This is a genomic window from Microlunatus sp. YIM B11417, from assembly GCF_059617205.1.
The window spans coordinates 1,420,953-1,436,047 of the sequence record NZ_JCAMPJ010000001.1 but is presented as its reverse complement, the minus strand read 5'-3'; the positions used below and the strand labels follow the sequence as shown (position 1 = coordinate 1,436,047).

Annotated in this window: 16 protein-coding genes; 5 read left to right on the top strand and 11 right to left on the bottom strand. The window is 70.2% G+C overall.

Annotation, left to right across the window (positions count from 1 at the left end; translation table 11 throughout):
- Window positions 1-669: 669 nt before the first annotated feature.
- The gene (locus AC6CCG_RS07240; RefSeq protein ID WP_496653813.1) at window positions 670-1,107 is read right to left on the bottom strand and encodes an NUDIX hydrolase; all 438 of its coding nucleotides are present in this window, start codon (window positions 1,105-1,107) and stop codon (window positions 670-672) included.
- A 16-nt stretch (window positions 1,108-1,123) separates the two neighbouring features.
- Between AC6CCG_RS07240 and AC6CCG_RS07235 the strand changes: the two genes are divergently transcribed.
- A complete protein-coding gene (locus tag AC6CCG_RS07235; protein WP_496653812.1) occupies window positions 1,124-2,479 on the top strand; it encodes a serine hydrolase domain-containing protein in 1,356 nt (451 codons plus the stop codon).
- Here AC6CCG_RS07235 and AC6CCG_RS07230 read toward each other — a convergent pair.
- A complete protein-coding gene (locus tag AC6CCG_RS07230; RefSeq protein WP_496653811.1) occupies window positions 2,476-3,216 on the bottom strand; it encodes a class I SAM-dependent methyltransferase in 741 nt (246 codons plus the stop codon). The genes AC6CCG_RS07235 and AC6CCG_RS07230 overlap by 4 nt on opposite strands.
- On the bottom strand, window positions 3,213-3,938 hold the full coding sequence (locus AC6CCG_RS07225; RefSeq protein WP_496653810.1) for a TetR/AcrR family transcriptional regulator: 726 nt from the start codon (window positions 3,936-3,938) through the stop codon (window positions 3,213-3,215). The genes AC6CCG_RS07230 and AC6CCG_RS07225 overlap by 4 nt, the downstream gene beginning before the upstream one ends.
- A gap of 101 nt (window positions 3,939-4,039) precedes the next feature.
- On the opposite strand from AC6CCG_RS07225, the gene AC6CCG_RS07220 reads away from it, so the two are divergent.
- Window positions 4,040-4,603, top strand: coding sequence for a dihydrofolate reductase family protein (locus AC6CCG_RS07220; protein ID WP_496653809.1), 564 nt, complete (start codon window positions 4,040-4,042; stop codon window positions 4,601-4,603).
- Here the strand turns inward: AC6CCG_RS07220 and AC6CCG_RS07215 are convergent.
- A complete protein-coding gene (locus tag AC6CCG_RS07215; RefSeq protein WP_496653808.1) occupies window positions 4,597-5,388 on the bottom strand; it encodes a ferritin family protein in 792 nt (263 codons plus the stop codon). The genes AC6CCG_RS07220 and AC6CCG_RS07215 overlap by 7 nt on opposite strands.
- A 2-nt stretch (window positions 5,389-5,390) precedes the next feature.
- Window positions 5,391-6,197 carry a hypothetical protein gene (locus tag AC6CCG_RS07210; protein WP_496653807.1) on the bottom strand — a complete coding sequence of 269 codons (807 nt, stop codon included), beginning with the start codon at window positions 6,195-6,197 and terminating at the stop codon, window positions 5,391-5,393.
- A gap of 140 nt (window positions 6,198-6,337) precedes the next feature.
- Between AC6CCG_RS07210 and AC6CCG_RS07205 the strand changes: the two genes are divergently transcribed.
- Window positions 6,338-6,778 (top strand): hypothetical protein, encoded by a 441-nt coding sequence (locus tag AC6CCG_RS07205; protein ID WP_496653806.1) that lies wholly within the window; start codon window positions 6,338-6,340, stop codon window positions 6,776-6,778.
- A 123-nt stretch (window positions 6,779-6,901) separates the two neighbouring features.
- On the opposite strand, the gene sigJ is transcribed toward AC6CCG_RS07205, so the two are convergent.
- Complete coding sequence (gene sigJ, locus AC6CCG_RS07200; RefSeq protein WP_496653805.1) at window positions 6,902-7,750, bottom strand: RNA polymerase sigma factor SigJ; 849 nt, start codon at window positions 7,748-7,750, stop codon at window positions 6,902-6,904.
- 54 nt (window positions 7,751-7,804) lie between these two features.
- Entirely contained in the window at window positions 7,805-8,137 is a 333-nt protein-coding gene (locus tag AC6CCG_RS07195) for a hypothetical protein (RefSeq protein ID WP_496653804.1), read from the bottom strand.
- A gap of 154 nt (window positions 8,138-8,291) precedes the next feature.
- Between AC6CCG_RS07195 and AC6CCG_RS07190 the strand changes: the two genes are divergently transcribed.
- Window positions 8,292-8,648, top strand: a complete 357-nt coding sequence (locus tag AC6CCG_RS07190; protein ID WP_496653802.1) for a DoxX family protein — start codon at window positions 8,292-8,294, stop codon at window positions 8,646-8,648.
- Here AC6CCG_RS07190 and AC6CCG_RS07185 read toward each other — a convergent pair.
- From AC6CCG_RS07185 to dxr, 4 genes are read right to left on the bottom strand one after another with little or no spacing between them, the layout of a single operon-like run.
- Window positions 8,642-9,517, bottom strand: coding sequence for a GNAT family N-acetyltransferase (locus AC6CCG_RS07185; protein WP_496653800.1), 876 nt, complete (start codon window positions 9,515-9,517; stop codon window positions 8,642-8,644). The genes AC6CCG_RS07190 and AC6CCG_RS07185 overlap by 7 nt on opposite strands.
- Before the next feature lie 36 nt (window positions 9,518-9,553).
- Window positions 9,554-10,735: a flavodoxin-dependent (E)-4-hydroxy-3-methylbut-2-enyl-diphosphate synthase gene (gene ispG / locus AC6CCG_RS07180; protein WP_496653799.1), complete on the bottom strand. Its 1,182-nt coding sequence runs from the start codon at window positions 10,733-10,735 to the stop codon at window positions 9,554-9,556.
- A gap of 20 nt (window positions 10,736-10,755) precedes the next feature.
- Window positions 10,756-12,072, bottom strand: a complete 1,317-nt coding sequence (locus tag AC6CCG_RS07175; protein WP_496653797.1) for a M50 family metallopeptidase — start codon at window positions 12,070-12,072, stop codon at window positions 10,756-10,758.
- 13 nt (window positions 12,073-12,085) lie between these two features.
- Window positions 12,086-13,336: a 1-deoxy-D-xylulose-5-phosphate reductoisomerase gene (dxr, locus tag AC6CCG_RS07170; protein ID WP_496653796.1), complete on the bottom strand. Its 1,251-nt coding sequence runs from the start codon at window positions 13,334-13,336 to the stop codon at window positions 12,086-12,088.
- Window positions 13,337-13,412: 76 nt separating this feature from the next.
- Here dxr and AC6CCG_RS07165 point away from each other — a divergent pair, with 76 nt between their 5' ends.
- Window positions 13,413-14,870, top strand: coding sequence for a serine hydrolase domain-containing protein (locus tag AC6CCG_RS07165; RefSeq protein ID WP_496653794.1), 1,458 nt, complete (start codon window positions 13,413-13,415; stop codon window positions 14,868-14,870).
- Window positions 14,871-15,095 lie beyond the last annotated feature (225 nt).

Below are 15,095 nucleotides of genomic sequence, written 5' to 3'. Positions count from 1 at the left end.
TGCCGACGCCGACAGCCGGTCGAGTGGTCCAGCCGAGTCAGCCGAGGTCTCCGACACCGGGCCGGTGTGGTGCCGATCGTGGAGCGCCGTATTCGAGAAAGGACCCGACCTGGGCCGGCCCGGCGCCGGACGAACCGTCAGCCGCTGGTCCGCCACTCGACTCGCCCGGCCGGTGAACGCTGATCGGCGACGAGCTTCCGGGGTCGAACGCACGTTGACACGGACCACGAGGCCTTCCGGTGACGCGCGTCCATCGCGGTCCGAGCGCGGAGCAGCGCCGTGCCCGCCGGCTTGGTCACGTTGCCGTCCATCGGCGAAGGTCCCCGGTTCATGCGCCGCTCACTTCGCCTCCAGAGATTCGAACATGTGCACTATTCTACTTCATTGGACCGACAGAAACCCAACAAAACAAGGGAACTGTGGAAAGCCTGCCCATGTCCCGTTCGCGGCTCGGTCTGCGTGGATCATGTCGAAAGTGCAGAGCCGACGGTTGCGGCCGGATCACTTGATCAGTTCACCTCTCACCGCCGCCCTGCAGGAGAACGGAGCGAACCAGGGAGCAAGGCCTTGCCCCGTTGGCCGAGACACTCCGGCAACGCGCAGACCGAACAGACCGCTCGCTGTCACGCCCGCTGCAGGTGTGCAAGGTCTCCCGGCCCTTCGACAGGCTCAGGGCACGTCTCGGCCGGATCTCAGGACCGCGTGGGCCGATGGGGTGAGCGGGTCGGGCAGGGTGACTGGGTCGTACCAGGCGACGGCGGAGATCTCCTCCGGCAGTCGCACGCCGGGCGTGCCCGAGACCTCGAGGCAGGTGAACGCGTGCGCTCGGTAGCGACCGCCGGTGCCCGGATAGACGAGCTCGTGCACGCTGTGCGGAACGACCGACCCGGCGCGCAGGCCGGTCTCCTCGAACAGCTCCCGAACGGCCGCCTCACCAGGCGACTCGCCGTCCTCGATCTTCCCGCCGGGCAGGCCGAAGAAGCGGTGCCCGTAGTTCTGCCGGACCAGCAGCACCCGTCCGATCGCATCACGCACCAGCACGACACTCGTCTCCCAGTCCCACATGCCGCGCAGCCTGCCACCGACCACCGACAGTCTTGATTCCACCCGTAGAGTCCTCGGTATGCGCGATCAGGCGGCTGCCCTCGAAGCCGAGGTGTCACAGGCGGCCCGGGAGCTTGGTGTTCCCGGGGCCGTCGTCGGAGTTGATCATGGCGGTGAGCTGGACCTCGCCGGGTACGGGTCGACACGGCTCGATCATGGTCGACCGGTCGACGCGTCGACCCTGTTCCAGATCGGGTCGACGGCGAAGACGTTCACCGCAGCGGCGATGATGGCGCTGGTGGACCAGGGGCGGGTGGCGCTCGACGAACGGGTGCGCCACTACCTGCCGGACCTGCGCCTGCACGACGAGGCCGCGGCGGCGAACCTGACCGTCGGCCAACTGCTCAACCACACCGCGGGTTGGGACGGCGGCGACTCCTGGGTCGACACCGGCGAGGGCGACGACGCCGTGGAACGGGCGGTCGGGCTGTTGGCCGAGCTGCCGCAGCAGTTCGCCCCGGGTACGGACGCGTCGTACAACAATGCCGCCTTCGTGCTCGCCGGCCGGGTGATCGAGATGATCACCGGCGCACCGTACGAACGCGCACTGACCCGGTTGATCATCGAACCGCTCGGCCTCCAGGACACCCTGACCTCGCTGAACGCGATCATGACCCGGCCCTTTGCGCTGGGCCATCAGCCGGCCGAGAACGACGCCGGCCTTCGGCACTGCGAACCGTGGAGCGACCCGCGCGGTTACGTCCCGGCCGGCGCCCGGCTCGCGTCCAGCCTCCGTGATCAACTCGCCTGGGCCCGCTTCCAGCTGGGCGACGGCCGAGCCGGGGACGGCACCCGGGTGCTCTCCGAGACGTCAATGCGGGCCATGCACGAGCCGACGACTGATCATGAACTGATGCCCGGCATCCGGGTCGGCATCGGCTGGATGCTCCGCGGGTACGACGGCACCAAGATCATCGAGCACCACGGAGATGTCGCCGGCCAGCACTCGGCCGTCACGATCGTTCCCGAGCACGACAGCGCGATCGTCGTCCTGACCAACTGCAGTCCGGCCGGCCGGGAGTTGTCGGAACGCATCGTGCGCCGGACCCTGGAGACCCGGCTCGGCCTGGTCGAACGACCGCCGGAGCCGCTCCGACTCTCGGCCGCCGAGCTGGCCCCGTACGCGGGCACCTACCGCACCGACGGGATCGAGCTGCGGATCGTCGTGGCGGACGACGGGCTGATCATCCACGGCACCGTGTCCGACGGCGACGGCTCCGGCGAGACGCTGGAGTTCCCGGTCAGCCTGATCGCCGGCGAACGGTTCCTCGTCGTCGGCGGCCCGTTCACCGGGCTGCAGGGCGAGTTCGTCCGCGAGGGCGAGGCCGTGGTCGCGGCCAAGCACGTCGGCCGGCTGGTGCCGCGCGCCGGTTAGCCGCGCCGCGCGCTGATCACCAGCACCCGGGTGCCGTCACCGACCGGCTCACTGTGCCACCCGCCGCGCACGTCGACGTCGGTGAACCCGGCCGTCTCGAGAACGGCAACGAGGTCGCCCGGCTCGCGGAAGAAGAGCACATTGCGGAAGACAGCGGTGCGCCCGTCGGCGAAGACGTTGTAGGCGTCGAACTCGACCCGGCCGTCCTCGACGGCGACGACATCCAGCCACTCCCGCAGCCGGCCGAAGGGCGTGTCGCGCTCACCGTACGTGGACTCCCGGCCCCACTGTTCCCAGGCCCGGGCCGCCGGGTTCCGGCTGTCGAAGGTGATCATGCCGCCCGGCCGCAGCGCCGCCGCGAGCGCGGCGAGGACGCCCGGCAGTTCGGCCGGCGACACGTGCATCATCGTGTTCCCGCTACTGATCACCAGGTCGGCGTCACCGGCCGGTTCGAGGGCCGCGGCGTCGCCGTCGATCCAGGTGACCGCCTCCGCACCAGGCTGACGGCGGGCATGACCCAACATGGTCGGACTGGGATCGACTCCGATCACCGACCGCCCGGGGGTCGCCAGGGTCCGGGTCAGCAGCCCGGTCCCGCAACCGAGGTCGATGATCTTGGTTGCCCCGAGCCGGTCCGCGACCGCCCGGAAATAGTCATGATCATCACCGGACGGGTTGTCCAGGTCGTACAGCTGGACGAGTTGCTCGTCGCGGTAGGGGTCCTCGGCCGCGGTCACCGGTCGCCCCGCCGTTCCAGGAGGACCTCGATGCCGTCCAGCAGTCGATCAAGGCCGAAGTCGAAGTTGAATCGGTGGTCGGTGTCCGGATCCGCCCGCCCGGCACTCTCGAACTGGCGGTGGATCGCCGGGAAATGATCAGGGTCGACCACCCGCGACCAGTACGGCCGGTGTGCCTGCCACCAGTCGCCGTCGTCGAAGCCGGCCGCCCGCGCCGCGTCTGCGTCCACCTCGCTCTGCACGGCTCCCTGAACGAAGACGTCCAACGTGATCATGGTGGCGGTGATCTCCGCCGCGCTCAGCCCGGTCCGGTCCAGCGCGCTCAGGTCCCGGTCGTACTTCGCGGTCACGTTCGGCCCGGACGGCGGACGCGTCGCGGTCAGCTGCAGCAGCCAGGGATGCCGCAGGTAGCGGTCCCGGTCGTTGTGGGCGATCTCGATCAGGGCCTCCCGCCACCCGGCCGACTCCGGCACCGGCCGGAGGTCCTCCCCCATCACCTGGTCGAGCATCAGCGCGTGCAGTTCGGGCTTCCCCGGCACGTGCGTGTAGAGCGACATGGTGCCGACCGAGAGTTCCTGGGCCAGCGCACGCATGGTCACCCGCTCGAGACCGCTCGCGTCGGCGAGGTCGACGGCTTGCTGGACGATCCGGCCGACCGAGAGCCGGTCGCCGGGGCTCGGCCGTTCGGCGGTGCGCCACAGCAGCGGCAGTACCCGTGACAATTCCGCTCCGTGCATGTCTGGACCCTAGTTGCCGTACATAGTACGGTACGACGTACGCCGACCGGTGTGGGCCGGCGAGCCCGACTCGAGGAGTGCGTACCGTGAGATCACTGATCGTTTCCTGCAACATCTCCGTCGACGGCTTCATGGCCGGCCCGGAGGGCGACCTGGCCTCGCTCACGTTCATCGTTCCCGACGAGGAACAGGAGGACGATCTGGCCGACCGGTTCCGTACCGGCGCCGACACGATCCTGTTCGGCCGGCAGACGTTCCTCGACATGGAGGCCTACTGGACCAAGGTGCACAGCCCGATGGCCGATTGGATCAACAGCACCCCGAAGGTCGTGCTGACCTCGGACACCGGGTTCGACGTCTCGCGCTGGCCCGAGACAACGCTGGCGGCCGGCGACGGCGCCGAGCAGGTCCGGCGGCTCAAGGAGTCCGACGGCCGGGCTCTGGTGATGTTCGGCGGTGTGGCGTCGATCCGGTCCATGATCAACGCCGGCCTGGTCGACGAGTTCTGGTTGAAGATCAGCCCGGTCGCCGTCGGTCAGGGCAGTTCGATGTTCGCCGAGCTGGACGAGGCCCTGCCGCTCGCGCTGCGTACCGCACGGACCTTCTCCTCCGGCATGATCGACGCGGTCTACACGACCTCGCCTCAGTAGATCCCGCGGGCGCGGAACGCGTCGGTGACCACCTGCAGGCCGTCCAGGCCGGGCAGCCGGGCCACGTGCTCGTCGATCTTGCGGATCTCCGCCATCCCTTCCGGGGAACCGAAGATGTGCTTCATCACGTGCTTCACCTCGGCCTCCGGCATCACCCCGGAGCCGACCGGGCCCCAGGCCTTCGACAGCGCGAACCGGGTCAACGTCCGGGCCGCGGCGCTCTTCTCCAGCCGCGCCCTGGCCTGGGTGGTGTAGAACGCGACGTGCCGGGTCTCCTGCTGGCCGATCCGGCGCAGCAGCGGCGACAGCGCCGGATGATCTTCGAGCTTGGCCAGCCGCCGGTACGCCGCGGTCGCGGACCACTCGTTCACCGCGCCCCAGCTCATGTGCACCGCGACGAAGTCGGCGCCGACCAGGTTGCCCAGCAGCGCCTGCTTCACCGGGGCGATCTTGTCCCGCCAGCCGAGCTTGAGCCGGCGCGATTTCAACGCGTCGAAGTCGACCGTGATGCCGTGCCGCTCGAGCACGGCCGCCAGCGCCTCGCCGTGCCAGTACTCCTCCCGGTTCCACATCGTCATGAAGGTCGACACCGCGTCCTCCCGGTGCGACGGCGTGGTCAGCATGTCCCGCATGTAGCAGACGGTGTGGTACTCGATGTCGCACATGTAGTGCAGGCTGCGCAGCGTCTCCGCCGACAGCGGCCGGTCGTCGAAGGCGGAGAAGTCCAGGTCCTCCCAGTGCACCCGTTCCGAGGTGTCGGCGTACTTGTCGATGTCGAAGGCCATGATCAACTCCTCACCGCGTCGGTACGCAGGCGCACCCGACCGCGCTCGATCCCGAACCGGAGCCGGGACAGGCCGGCCAGCCCGACCTCGAGCTCATGATCATCACGGTCGCCGAAGACGGTCCGGACGAACCAGGACACCTCCGCCGTCGGCAGGGCAGGACTGCGCTCCGGCCACACGTACGACTTCAGCCGGCGGCCGACCAGGCGCCGTGCGACGGCAGAGCGACCAAGATCGACGGCAGCCCGGGTGCGCAGATAGCGACCGTGGATGATCTTGGTGTCGAGGACCGACTCGGCCAGCTCGGCCAGGCCCGGCTCGAGCTTGATCAACTCTCGGTAGCCGACCCGGCTCAGCTCGTCGTCCAGGACACCCTCGACGAGATGGACGGCGACCACCGGGTCGCCGATCAGATTGGTCCGCAGCGCCTCGGTGATCGGCAGCAGCCGGTGCCGGGCCTCGCCGAGCAGGCCGCTCGGCGTCGGCCGACCCGGTGGCGGGAAGTCGACCGGCCAGGCGTGCGCCTCGAGCACCGTCCGCAGGGCGTCGGCGATCCAGTGCCGCTCGTAGGCCCAGGTGCAGAGGAACGCGGTGACCTGGGCGTCACTGTGCGTGGGCGTGACCAGCAGCACCCGCATCCGTTCGATGGTCGACCGCTCGACCAGGTAGAGCACCCGGAGCAGCCGCAGCGTCGTCGCCGAGCAGCGGATCGCCGCCAGCGGCAGCCGTTCGGCCAGACTCCCCGAGGCGGCGCGGGCATGCTCGCGGAGATCACGATCGAGCCGGCCGGCGTCGTCGTACCACTCCATCCGTCACCCCCAGAGATCCACCGTCCAGCAAAGCTTAGCCTCACCTTAGTCAGACTTCCGGTTGGGGGCGATCCTCGGATGGGCCCGGTCGCTCGCTACGGTGTTCCGCTCAGCGACGAGGGACGGGACGAGAGGGAGAGATGGCCGAACCACAGGGAGCCCTGGCGAGCCTGCCGAGGCGATTGCCGCCGTTCAGCAGTGCCGCGGTCCTGGCACTCACCGCGACCCCCTGGCTGCAGAAGGTGTACGAGACTCCGGACGTCGACGTGAACCGGACCTACACGCTCTGGGGCATGTTGGCGACGGTGAACCACCGGATGCTGTTCGCCCTGGTGCTCGCGATCGCGATCCTGTTGGCGTTCATCGTCATCGGCGTGCTGGCCCGGCCGGACCGGCTGCTGGCCCGCTCGATCGTCGGCTGGCTGGCCGTCCTCGCGGCGGCCGGGATCATCGTCTTCACCGACAACGGCCACACCCCCGGTGCCGGCGTGATCATCACCCTGGTGGTGTGCGTGATCACCGCCCTGGTGACCTCGTTCGGCCCCTTGCTGCAGCGAATCCCGGCCCCGTCCGGAACCTAGTGGGGAATCTTCGGGCTCTCTTGAGCAGAAGTTGATCGTTCGTGATGCCTGGGCGGCTTAACTATTCATCAGTAGGCCGGTCCTCCCAAGTACCCGCAGGCTTGGTTGAGGGCCGGCCGAATCTCATTTCCGCGGCAGGTGCTTCAGCTTCTCCGGATTCAGCACACCGTAGATGCCGGTGACCCGCCCGTCGACCAGGTCCAGCCCGAGCGCCGTCACCGGCCGGCCACCCGCGTAGCCGATCGCCCGCCGGGTCCCGGCGTCCCAGACCAGCTCGTAATCCGGGAGGTCGGGACCGATCGCGCCGAGCAGCCGGGCCACCTTCTCCGCACCGGTGATCGGCCGCAACGCGGTACGGATCGCACCGCCGCCGTCCAGGTAGAGCACGACGTCCGGTGCCAGCACCTCCAGCAGACCCTCGATGCTGCCGCCGCTCGCCGCCTGCATCAGCCGGTCCGCCGCCCGCCGCGCCGCTTCCGGCTCGGCCCGGAACCGCGGCCGCCGCTCCCGTACGTGATCACGGGCCCGGTGCACCAGCTGCCGCACCGCACTCGGCGAGCGATCCAGGATCTCGGCGACCTCCGGATGCTCGAAGCCGAACACGTCGTGCAGCACGAACGCCGCCCGCTCCAGCGGGGACAGCGTCTCCAGCACCACCAGCATCCCGGTCGCCAGGTCCTCCGCGTCACTGACCCGCTCCGCCACGTCCTCGGTCGTCCAGAGCGGCTCCGGCAGCCACGGCCCGACGTACTCCTCCCGGGCCCGGGCCACCTGCCGATGCCGCTCGAGGGCCCGGTTCACCACGATCCGGACCAGGTACGCCCTCGGATTCGCCACCGCCGACCGGTCCGCGCGCTGCCAGAGCAGCCAGGCGTCCTGGACCACGTCCTCGGCGTCGCTCACCGTACCGAGCAGGTCGTAGGCGACGGTGAACAGCAGCCGCCGATACTCGGCGAACTCGTCGGCGGTCAACCCACTCCCCTTCGTTCGAAGCCGCCGCCAGGATCTCACGCCGAAGCCTGGCTCCTAGCGCGGCCGCACGACGTTCCAGCCCTGTTGCACGGTCAGGACGATCAGCAGCGCCGCTGCCGCTACAGAGATCACGACGGCGAGGAGCGCCAGCGCCCAGGCCAGGTCGAGCGTTCGCCGGTCCGGGCAGCCGTGCGGGAAGTACGCGTCGTACCAGGAGATCAGGCGCAACTGCCTGGCCCGCAGGACGAACACCGCGATCCCCAGAACGGTGCCGACGGGCAGCAGCCAGGACAGGGCGAGCGCGAACACCGCCATGATCAGCGCGCCGTCGGCGCCGATCCGCCGCCTGACCTCGGCGTAGAGGTACGCCTGCGTCCGTGGATCCACCTCCGGCGGTTGACGAGGTGGAGGGATCGAGCCGGGTGCCTCGGGCGGCGCTTCACTCATTGCCGCCACTCTGGCGTCGGGCGGCGGCGGTCGCCAGTGACTGCTGTCATCCGTTGCGATGTCACAAACGGGGGCGCTCCGCCATCGTTGGGTCATGATCGATCCCTGGTGGCCGCTCGCGGTCCTCGCCCTGATCCAGTTCGGTGACGGACTCATGTGCCTGAAGCCGGTCGCGTTCATCCGGAAGTGCTTCGAGGACGTCGGGTTCCCGAAGCGGTTCTGGTGGGTCGCGCCGCCGATCAAGTTCGCGGCGACGGCGGGACTGGTGATCGGGATCTGGTTCCGGCCGCTGGCGATCCTGACCACCGCGGCGCTGGTGCTCTACTTCCTGCTGGCCGCCGGGGCGCACGTCCGGGCCCGCGACTTCGGCCGCAACTTCCTCCTCAACTGCCTGGGCATGCTCGCGCTCTGCACGGCGACGTTGATCTTCACCCTGGTCGCGCCTCAGTAGAGGATGGTGGCGAACTCGCTGACCTGGCGGAACCCGACCTTGCGGTACGTCGCGCGGGCGGGATGGTTGAAGTCGTTGACGTAGAGCGAGACGACCGGCGCGACGGCGCGGGCCTGCTCCACGACGGCGGCCATCGCCGCGGGGGCCAGGCCGCGGCCGCGAAACTCCGGGTCCAGCCAGACTCCCTGGACCTGGCTCGCGGTCGCCGAGACCGAGCCGAGATCGGCCTTGAACAGGACCCGGCCGTTCTCGATCCAGCCGAACGCGCGGCCGGCGGAGATCAACTGGCGGACGTAGAACCGGTAGCCGGCCGAGTTGCCCTGGACCGGGGAGACGCCGACCTCCTCGGTGTACATCTTGATCGCCGCCTCCGAGTACGGCTCCCACTCGGCGAGGGTGACCGGCCGGACGTGCGGGTTCGGTGCCACGTGCGGGGCGGAGTCGATCGCCAGCACCGGCTGGTGCGGCCGGACCTCCCGGACCGTCGACCAGGACGGGCCCCAACGGTCGGACAGGCCGCGCCACAGGGACAGCGCCGTCTCGGCCGGGCCGATGATCGAGGAGCACATCCGCTGCGGGCCGGCGAACTCCACGTAGGCGTCGACGGCATCCTGATCGGCGCCGACCGGGACCAGGTTCGAGCCGGCGTGGCAGAGCGAGCGGAGCACGCCGTCGCGTTCGTAGCCCCACATCGGGCAGCCGAGACTGTTCGGGTCGAGTCCGGCGCCGCGCACCCGGGACGCGACGAACACGTTGTCGACCGGTCGCGCGGACAGGATCCGCACCGCGGCGGCAAGATCGCCGGAGTTCAGCACCCGGACCGTACCGGCGTGGCCGGATCGCCCGGTGACCGTCGACGCGGCTGTCATTCCGGGGTCCCGCGGCGAGGTCTCATGGGTCCGACGTTATCCCCGCGCCGGGGCCGGCGTCGATGCGGTGCCCGCGACCTCCACCACCGGCTCGCCCTCGACCGACTCGCCGAGCTCGTCGGCGATCCGCATCGCCTCCTCGATCAGGGTCTCGACGATCTCGCTCTCCTTGACCGTCTTGATCACCTCGCCGCGGACGAAGATCTGCCCCTTGCCGTTGCCGGACGCGACCCCGAGGTCGGCCTCGCGCGCCTCGCCCGGGCCGTTGACGACGCAGCCCATCACGGCGACCCGGAGCGGCACGGTCAGGCCCTCCAGCCCGGCGGTGACCTCCTCGGCCAGCTTGTAGACGTCCACCTGGGCCCGGCCGCAGGACGGGCAGGAGACGATCTCCAGCTTGCGCGGCCGCAGATTGAGCGACTCGAGGATCTTGGAGCCGACCTTGACCTCCTCGACCGGGTCGGCCGACAGCGAGACCCGGATCGTGTCGCCGATTCCCTTGGACAGCAGGGCTCCGAACGCGACCGCGGACTTGATCGTGCCCTGGAACGCCGGCCCGGCCTCGGTCACGCCGAGGTGCAGCGGGTAGTCGCACTGCTCGCTGAGCAGCTCGTACGCGCGGACCATGATCACCGGGTCGTTGTGCTTCACCGAGATCTTGAAGTCGCGGAAGCCGTGCTCCTCGAACAGGCTCGCCTCCCACAGTGCCGACTCGACCAGCGCCTCCGGCGTCGCCTTGCCGTGCTTGGCCAGCAGCCGCTTGTCCAGCGACCCCGCGTTGACGCCGATCCGCAGCGAGACGCCGGCCTCCTTGGCGGCTTGGGCGATCTCGCCGACCCGGTCGTCGAACGCCTTGATGTTGCCCGGGTTCACCCGGACCGCGGCGCAGCCGGCCTCGATCGCCGCGAACACGTACTTGGGCTGGAAGTGGATGTCGGCGATCACCGGGATCTGCGACTTCTTCGCGATCGCCGGCAGGGCGTCGGCGTCGTCCTGGCTGGGCACCGCGACCCGGACGATGTCGCAGCCGCTGGCGGTCAGCGCGGCGATCTGCTGCAGGGTCGCGTTGATGTCGGCGGTCAGGGTCGTGGTCATCGACTGGACGCTGACCGGGGCACCGCCACCGACCAGCACCTTGCCGACCTTGATCTGCCGGGTCGGCCGCCGTTCGGCCAGGGTCGGCGGCGGCAGCGGCGGCATACCAAGATCAATGCTCATGAGTTTCCTTGTGTCGTACGTCAGCCGGTGAACAGCTTGATCGGGTCGAAGATGTCGGCGATGATCAACACCGCCCCGGAGATCGCCACGATGATGCCGACCGCCCAGGCGACCGGCAGCATCCGTGCGGTGTCGACATGGCCCGGATCCGGCCGCTTGAACAGCCGGGACAGGCCGCGCTTGAGCCACTCGTAGAGCGCACCCGCGATGTGGCCGCCGTCCATCGGGAGCAGCGGGATGAGATTGAACAGCGCCAGGAACAGGTTGACGTTGCCGAGCGTCAGGGCGAGTGCGGCGAGCTTGTCGGCGACCGGCACCTGGTCGGTGGAGGCGATCTCGCCGGCCACCCGGCTGGCCCCGACGATGCTCATCGGTCCGTACACGTCCCGCGGCTTGCCGGTGACCAGATCCTTGCCCACGTTGAAGACCTTGACCGGGAACTGCACCAGCAGGTAGCCGGTCCGCTGGGTCAGGTTCCACATGTCGTTGAGGACGGTGACCGGGCCGCCGCGCTCCCGTACCGGCTGCGGCGTGACGCCGAGGAAGCCCTGCTGGATGATCTTGGACGGGTCCCATTCGTCGCGGACGCCGTTCAGCGCGGTGTTGACCGGCTTCAGCTCGACCGGCTGGCCGCCGCGGAGCACGGTGATCTTGGCCTGATGATCGAGATTGGCCCGGATCGCGCCCTGCAGTTGGTCCCAGGACTGGATCCGTACGCCGTTGAAGGAGATGATCTCGTCGCCCGGCCGCAGTCCGGCCTGGAAGGCCGGCGTCTTCGGGTCGTTCGGCGTGCAGGCGGAGGCCGGCGCGTCCAGCGGCCGGACGCACTCGCTGACCGTCTGCACGGTCAGGGTCTCCCGGTAGACGCCGTACGTCGCGGTCACACCGAGCAAGATCAGGAAGGCCAGCAGCACGTTCATGATCGGCCCGCCGGCCATGATGATCAACTTCTGCCACGGCTTCTTCTGGTAGAGCAGCCGGCCGTCGTCCTCGGGCCGGATCTCCTCCCATTCGGCCGCCCGGGCCTGGTCGGCCAGCGACTGGAAGATGCCGGTCCGGGTGGCCCGGATCTGGTTCGGCCGCTCCCGGCTCGGCGGGTACATGCCGATCATCCGGACGAAGCCGCCGAGCGGGATGGCCTTGATCCCGTACTCGGTCTCGCCCTTGCGCCGGGACCACAAGGTCTTGCCGAAGCCGACGAAATACTGGGTGGTCTTGACGCCGAACAGCTTGGCCGGCACCAGGTGGCCGATCTCGTGCAGCGCCACCGACGTCATCACCAACGCGAAGAAGATCAGCGCGCCCGCGATGTAGATCACGGTCTCCAGGGCTGACATCGGTCCTCTCGATCTAACGCCGGTTGCATGCCTCGCCGGCCCGTTCCCGGGCCCAGCCATCAGCCGCCAGTACGGTCTCCACCGTCACGTGGTCGGTGAAGCCCGCCGGTGCGGCCAGGGACGATCCTACGTCGGCTCCGGGATCGCCCGCAGATCTCGCCTCGCCGAGGTGCTCGGCCAGCACATCGGCGACGATGTCGACGATGTCGGTGAACGCGATCCGGCCCTCGTGGAAGGCGTCCACGCACTCCTCGTTCGCCGCGTTGTAGACCGCGGTCGCGGTGCCGCCGGCCCGGCCGGCCCGCTTGGCCAGCTCCACCGCCGGGAAGGCGGCGTCGTCCAGCGGCTCGAAGGTCCAGCTGGTGGCCTGGGTCCAGTCGCAGGGGCGGGCGGCGCCGGGCAGCCGGTCCGGCCAGGTCAGGGCCAGCGCGATCGGCAGCTTCATGTCCGGCGGGGAGCACTGGGCCAGGGTCGACCCGTCGACGAACTGGACCATCGAGTGCACCATCGACTGCGGGTGCACGACGACGTCGATCCGGTCCAGGTCGATCCCGTACAGCAGATGTGCCTCGAGCACCTCGAGCGCCTTGTTGACCATCGTCGCGGAATTGGTCGTGATGACCCGGCCCATGTTCCAGGTCGGGTGCGCCAACGCCTGCGCCGGCGTGACGTCGCGCATCTGCTCCCGGGTCCAGCCGCGGAACGGCCCGCCGCTCGCCGTGACGACCAGCCGGTCCACCTCCTCGGCCCGGCCGCCGCGCAGGCACTGGGCCAGCGCGGAGTGCTCGGAGTCCACCGCGACCAGCTGCCCCGGCTTCGCCGCGCCCATCACCAGCGGCCCGCCGATCACCAGGGACTCCTTGTTGGCCAGCGCCAGCGTGCTGCCGGCGGCCAGCGCGGCCAGCGTCGGGCGCAGCCCGGCAGACCCGGTGATCCCGTTCAGCACGACGTCGGCCGGTTCCGCGGCCGCCTCGGTCGCCGCGTCCGGGCCGGCGATGATCTTGGGCAGGGTCAGCTTGCCCTCGGCCCAGCCGCGCCGGGACGCCTCGGCGTAGAGCGCGAGCTGCAGGTCCTGCACCGCCGACGCCTGGGTCAGCGCCACCACCCGGGGCCGGTACTCCAGCACCTGCTCGGCCAGCAGCTTCGGCCGGGTGCCGCCCGCGGCGAGGGCGGCGATCCGGAACTCGCCCGGCCGGGCGGCCATCACCTCCAGCGCCTGGGTGCCGATCGAACCCGTACTGCCCAGAACCACGACGTCGCGCATGCACACAGTCTCTCCTGGCGAGTCGCGGGGCTGAAGGGCGGGGATTCGGGGCAGCGGTTGCCCTAAGGTGAGCCACGTGAGCCACGTGACCCAGCAGCTGGAACGGGCTTCTGCGGCCGAGCACGGACTGCGGCCCGGCGCCGTGCTCGACTTCCTCGATGATCTTGACCAGGAACTGCACAGCCTGATGATCATGAGGCACGGCAAGGTGCTGGCGGAGGGCTGGTGGGCGCCGTACGGGCCGGACCAGGTGCACCTGCTCTACTCGCTGAGCAAGAGTTTCACCGCGACGGCGGCGGGGATCGCGGTGGCCGAGGGCCGGCTGCACCTGGACCTGCCGCTGCTGGCGTACCTGGACGACCTGGCCGACGCGGCCGGCGGCGCCCGGATCCGGCGGCTGACCGTGCGGGACACGCTGCGGATGGCCACCGGGCACGCCGAGGACACGCTCTGGCGCTCCTTCGTGGCCGATCCGCACGAGCCGCTGCGCGGGTTCCTCGGCATCGAACCCGATCATGAACCGGGCAGCGTGTTCGCGTACAACAACACGGCGACGTACGCGATCGCGGCGATCACCCAGCGGGTCACCGGCACGTCGCTGCTGGACTATCTGACGCCGCGGCTGCTGCGGCCGCTCGGCATCGACCGGGCGCACTGGACCGACTACCCGGCCGGCCGGCAGCTCGGCTACAGCGGCCTGCACCTGACCACCGAGTCGGTCGCGAAGTTCGGCGAGCTCTACCTCCGGCGCGGCCAGTGGGGCGGCCGGCAGCTCGTTCCGGCCGCGTACGTCGACGAGGCCACTTCGGCGCTGACCCCGAACGCGGACCGGGAGGACTCCCCGGACTGGCGGGAGGGCTACGGCTTCCAGTTCTGGCGGTCCCGGTACGGCTACCGGGCCGACGGCGCGTTCGGCCAGTTCTGCCTGGTGCTGCCGGAGCAGGACGCGGTGATCGCGATGACCTCGGCGGCGTTCGACGCGCAGTCGATCCTCGCCACCGCCTGGCAGCACCTGGTGCCAGGCTTCGGCCAGCGGCCGGTGCACGGCGCCGAGCGCGACGCCCAGGCGTTGGCGGAGCGGCTGGCCACGCTGTCGCTGCCGACCGCCGACCATGCGGCCGAGGCGGCCGTCGAGCAGCCGTACGCCCGCCCGCCGGAGGCCGAGGACGCGCCGCGCCCGGACGTGCACGTGGTCGGGGTCGAGTCGGGCGACAACGGGATCTGGCGGGTCAGCCTGACCCACGGCGACCCGCTGCTGCCGCCCGAGACGCCGTACTTCGACCTGGTCGCGGCGCCGGACCGCTGGCTGGAGACGATCGTCGAACTGCCCGGCGACCGGGAGCTCCGGCTGGCCGCCAGCGGCACCTGGCTGGACGACATCTTCCGGCTGGACCTGGTGCTGGTGCAGTCGCCGCACCGGATGACCCTCTGGTTCGCCCCGTCGACCGGCGGCACCATCACGGAATGGGTCACCGCCCCGCTCCCCGGCACGTCCCTCTTCGGCCTGGCCCTCCCGCGCGACCTGACCCTCTGACCAGCCGCCGCGGGGCCTCGCCACAGTCCGGCGGGTCCGGTGCCCGGTCGGCCGAGCGCGGCACCGGACGTCGCGCGGAGGTCTCGACAGCCCGAGCGGTCGGGCGGCGAGGAATGCCCGGCTCGGGCGAGATCCGGGTGCCGCCGTGTCGGGCCGCCGGCGAGGATGTCGTTATTCCTCCACACGTCGAGCATTGCCGCGTGGCACACGCCCTGGACGCGCGAA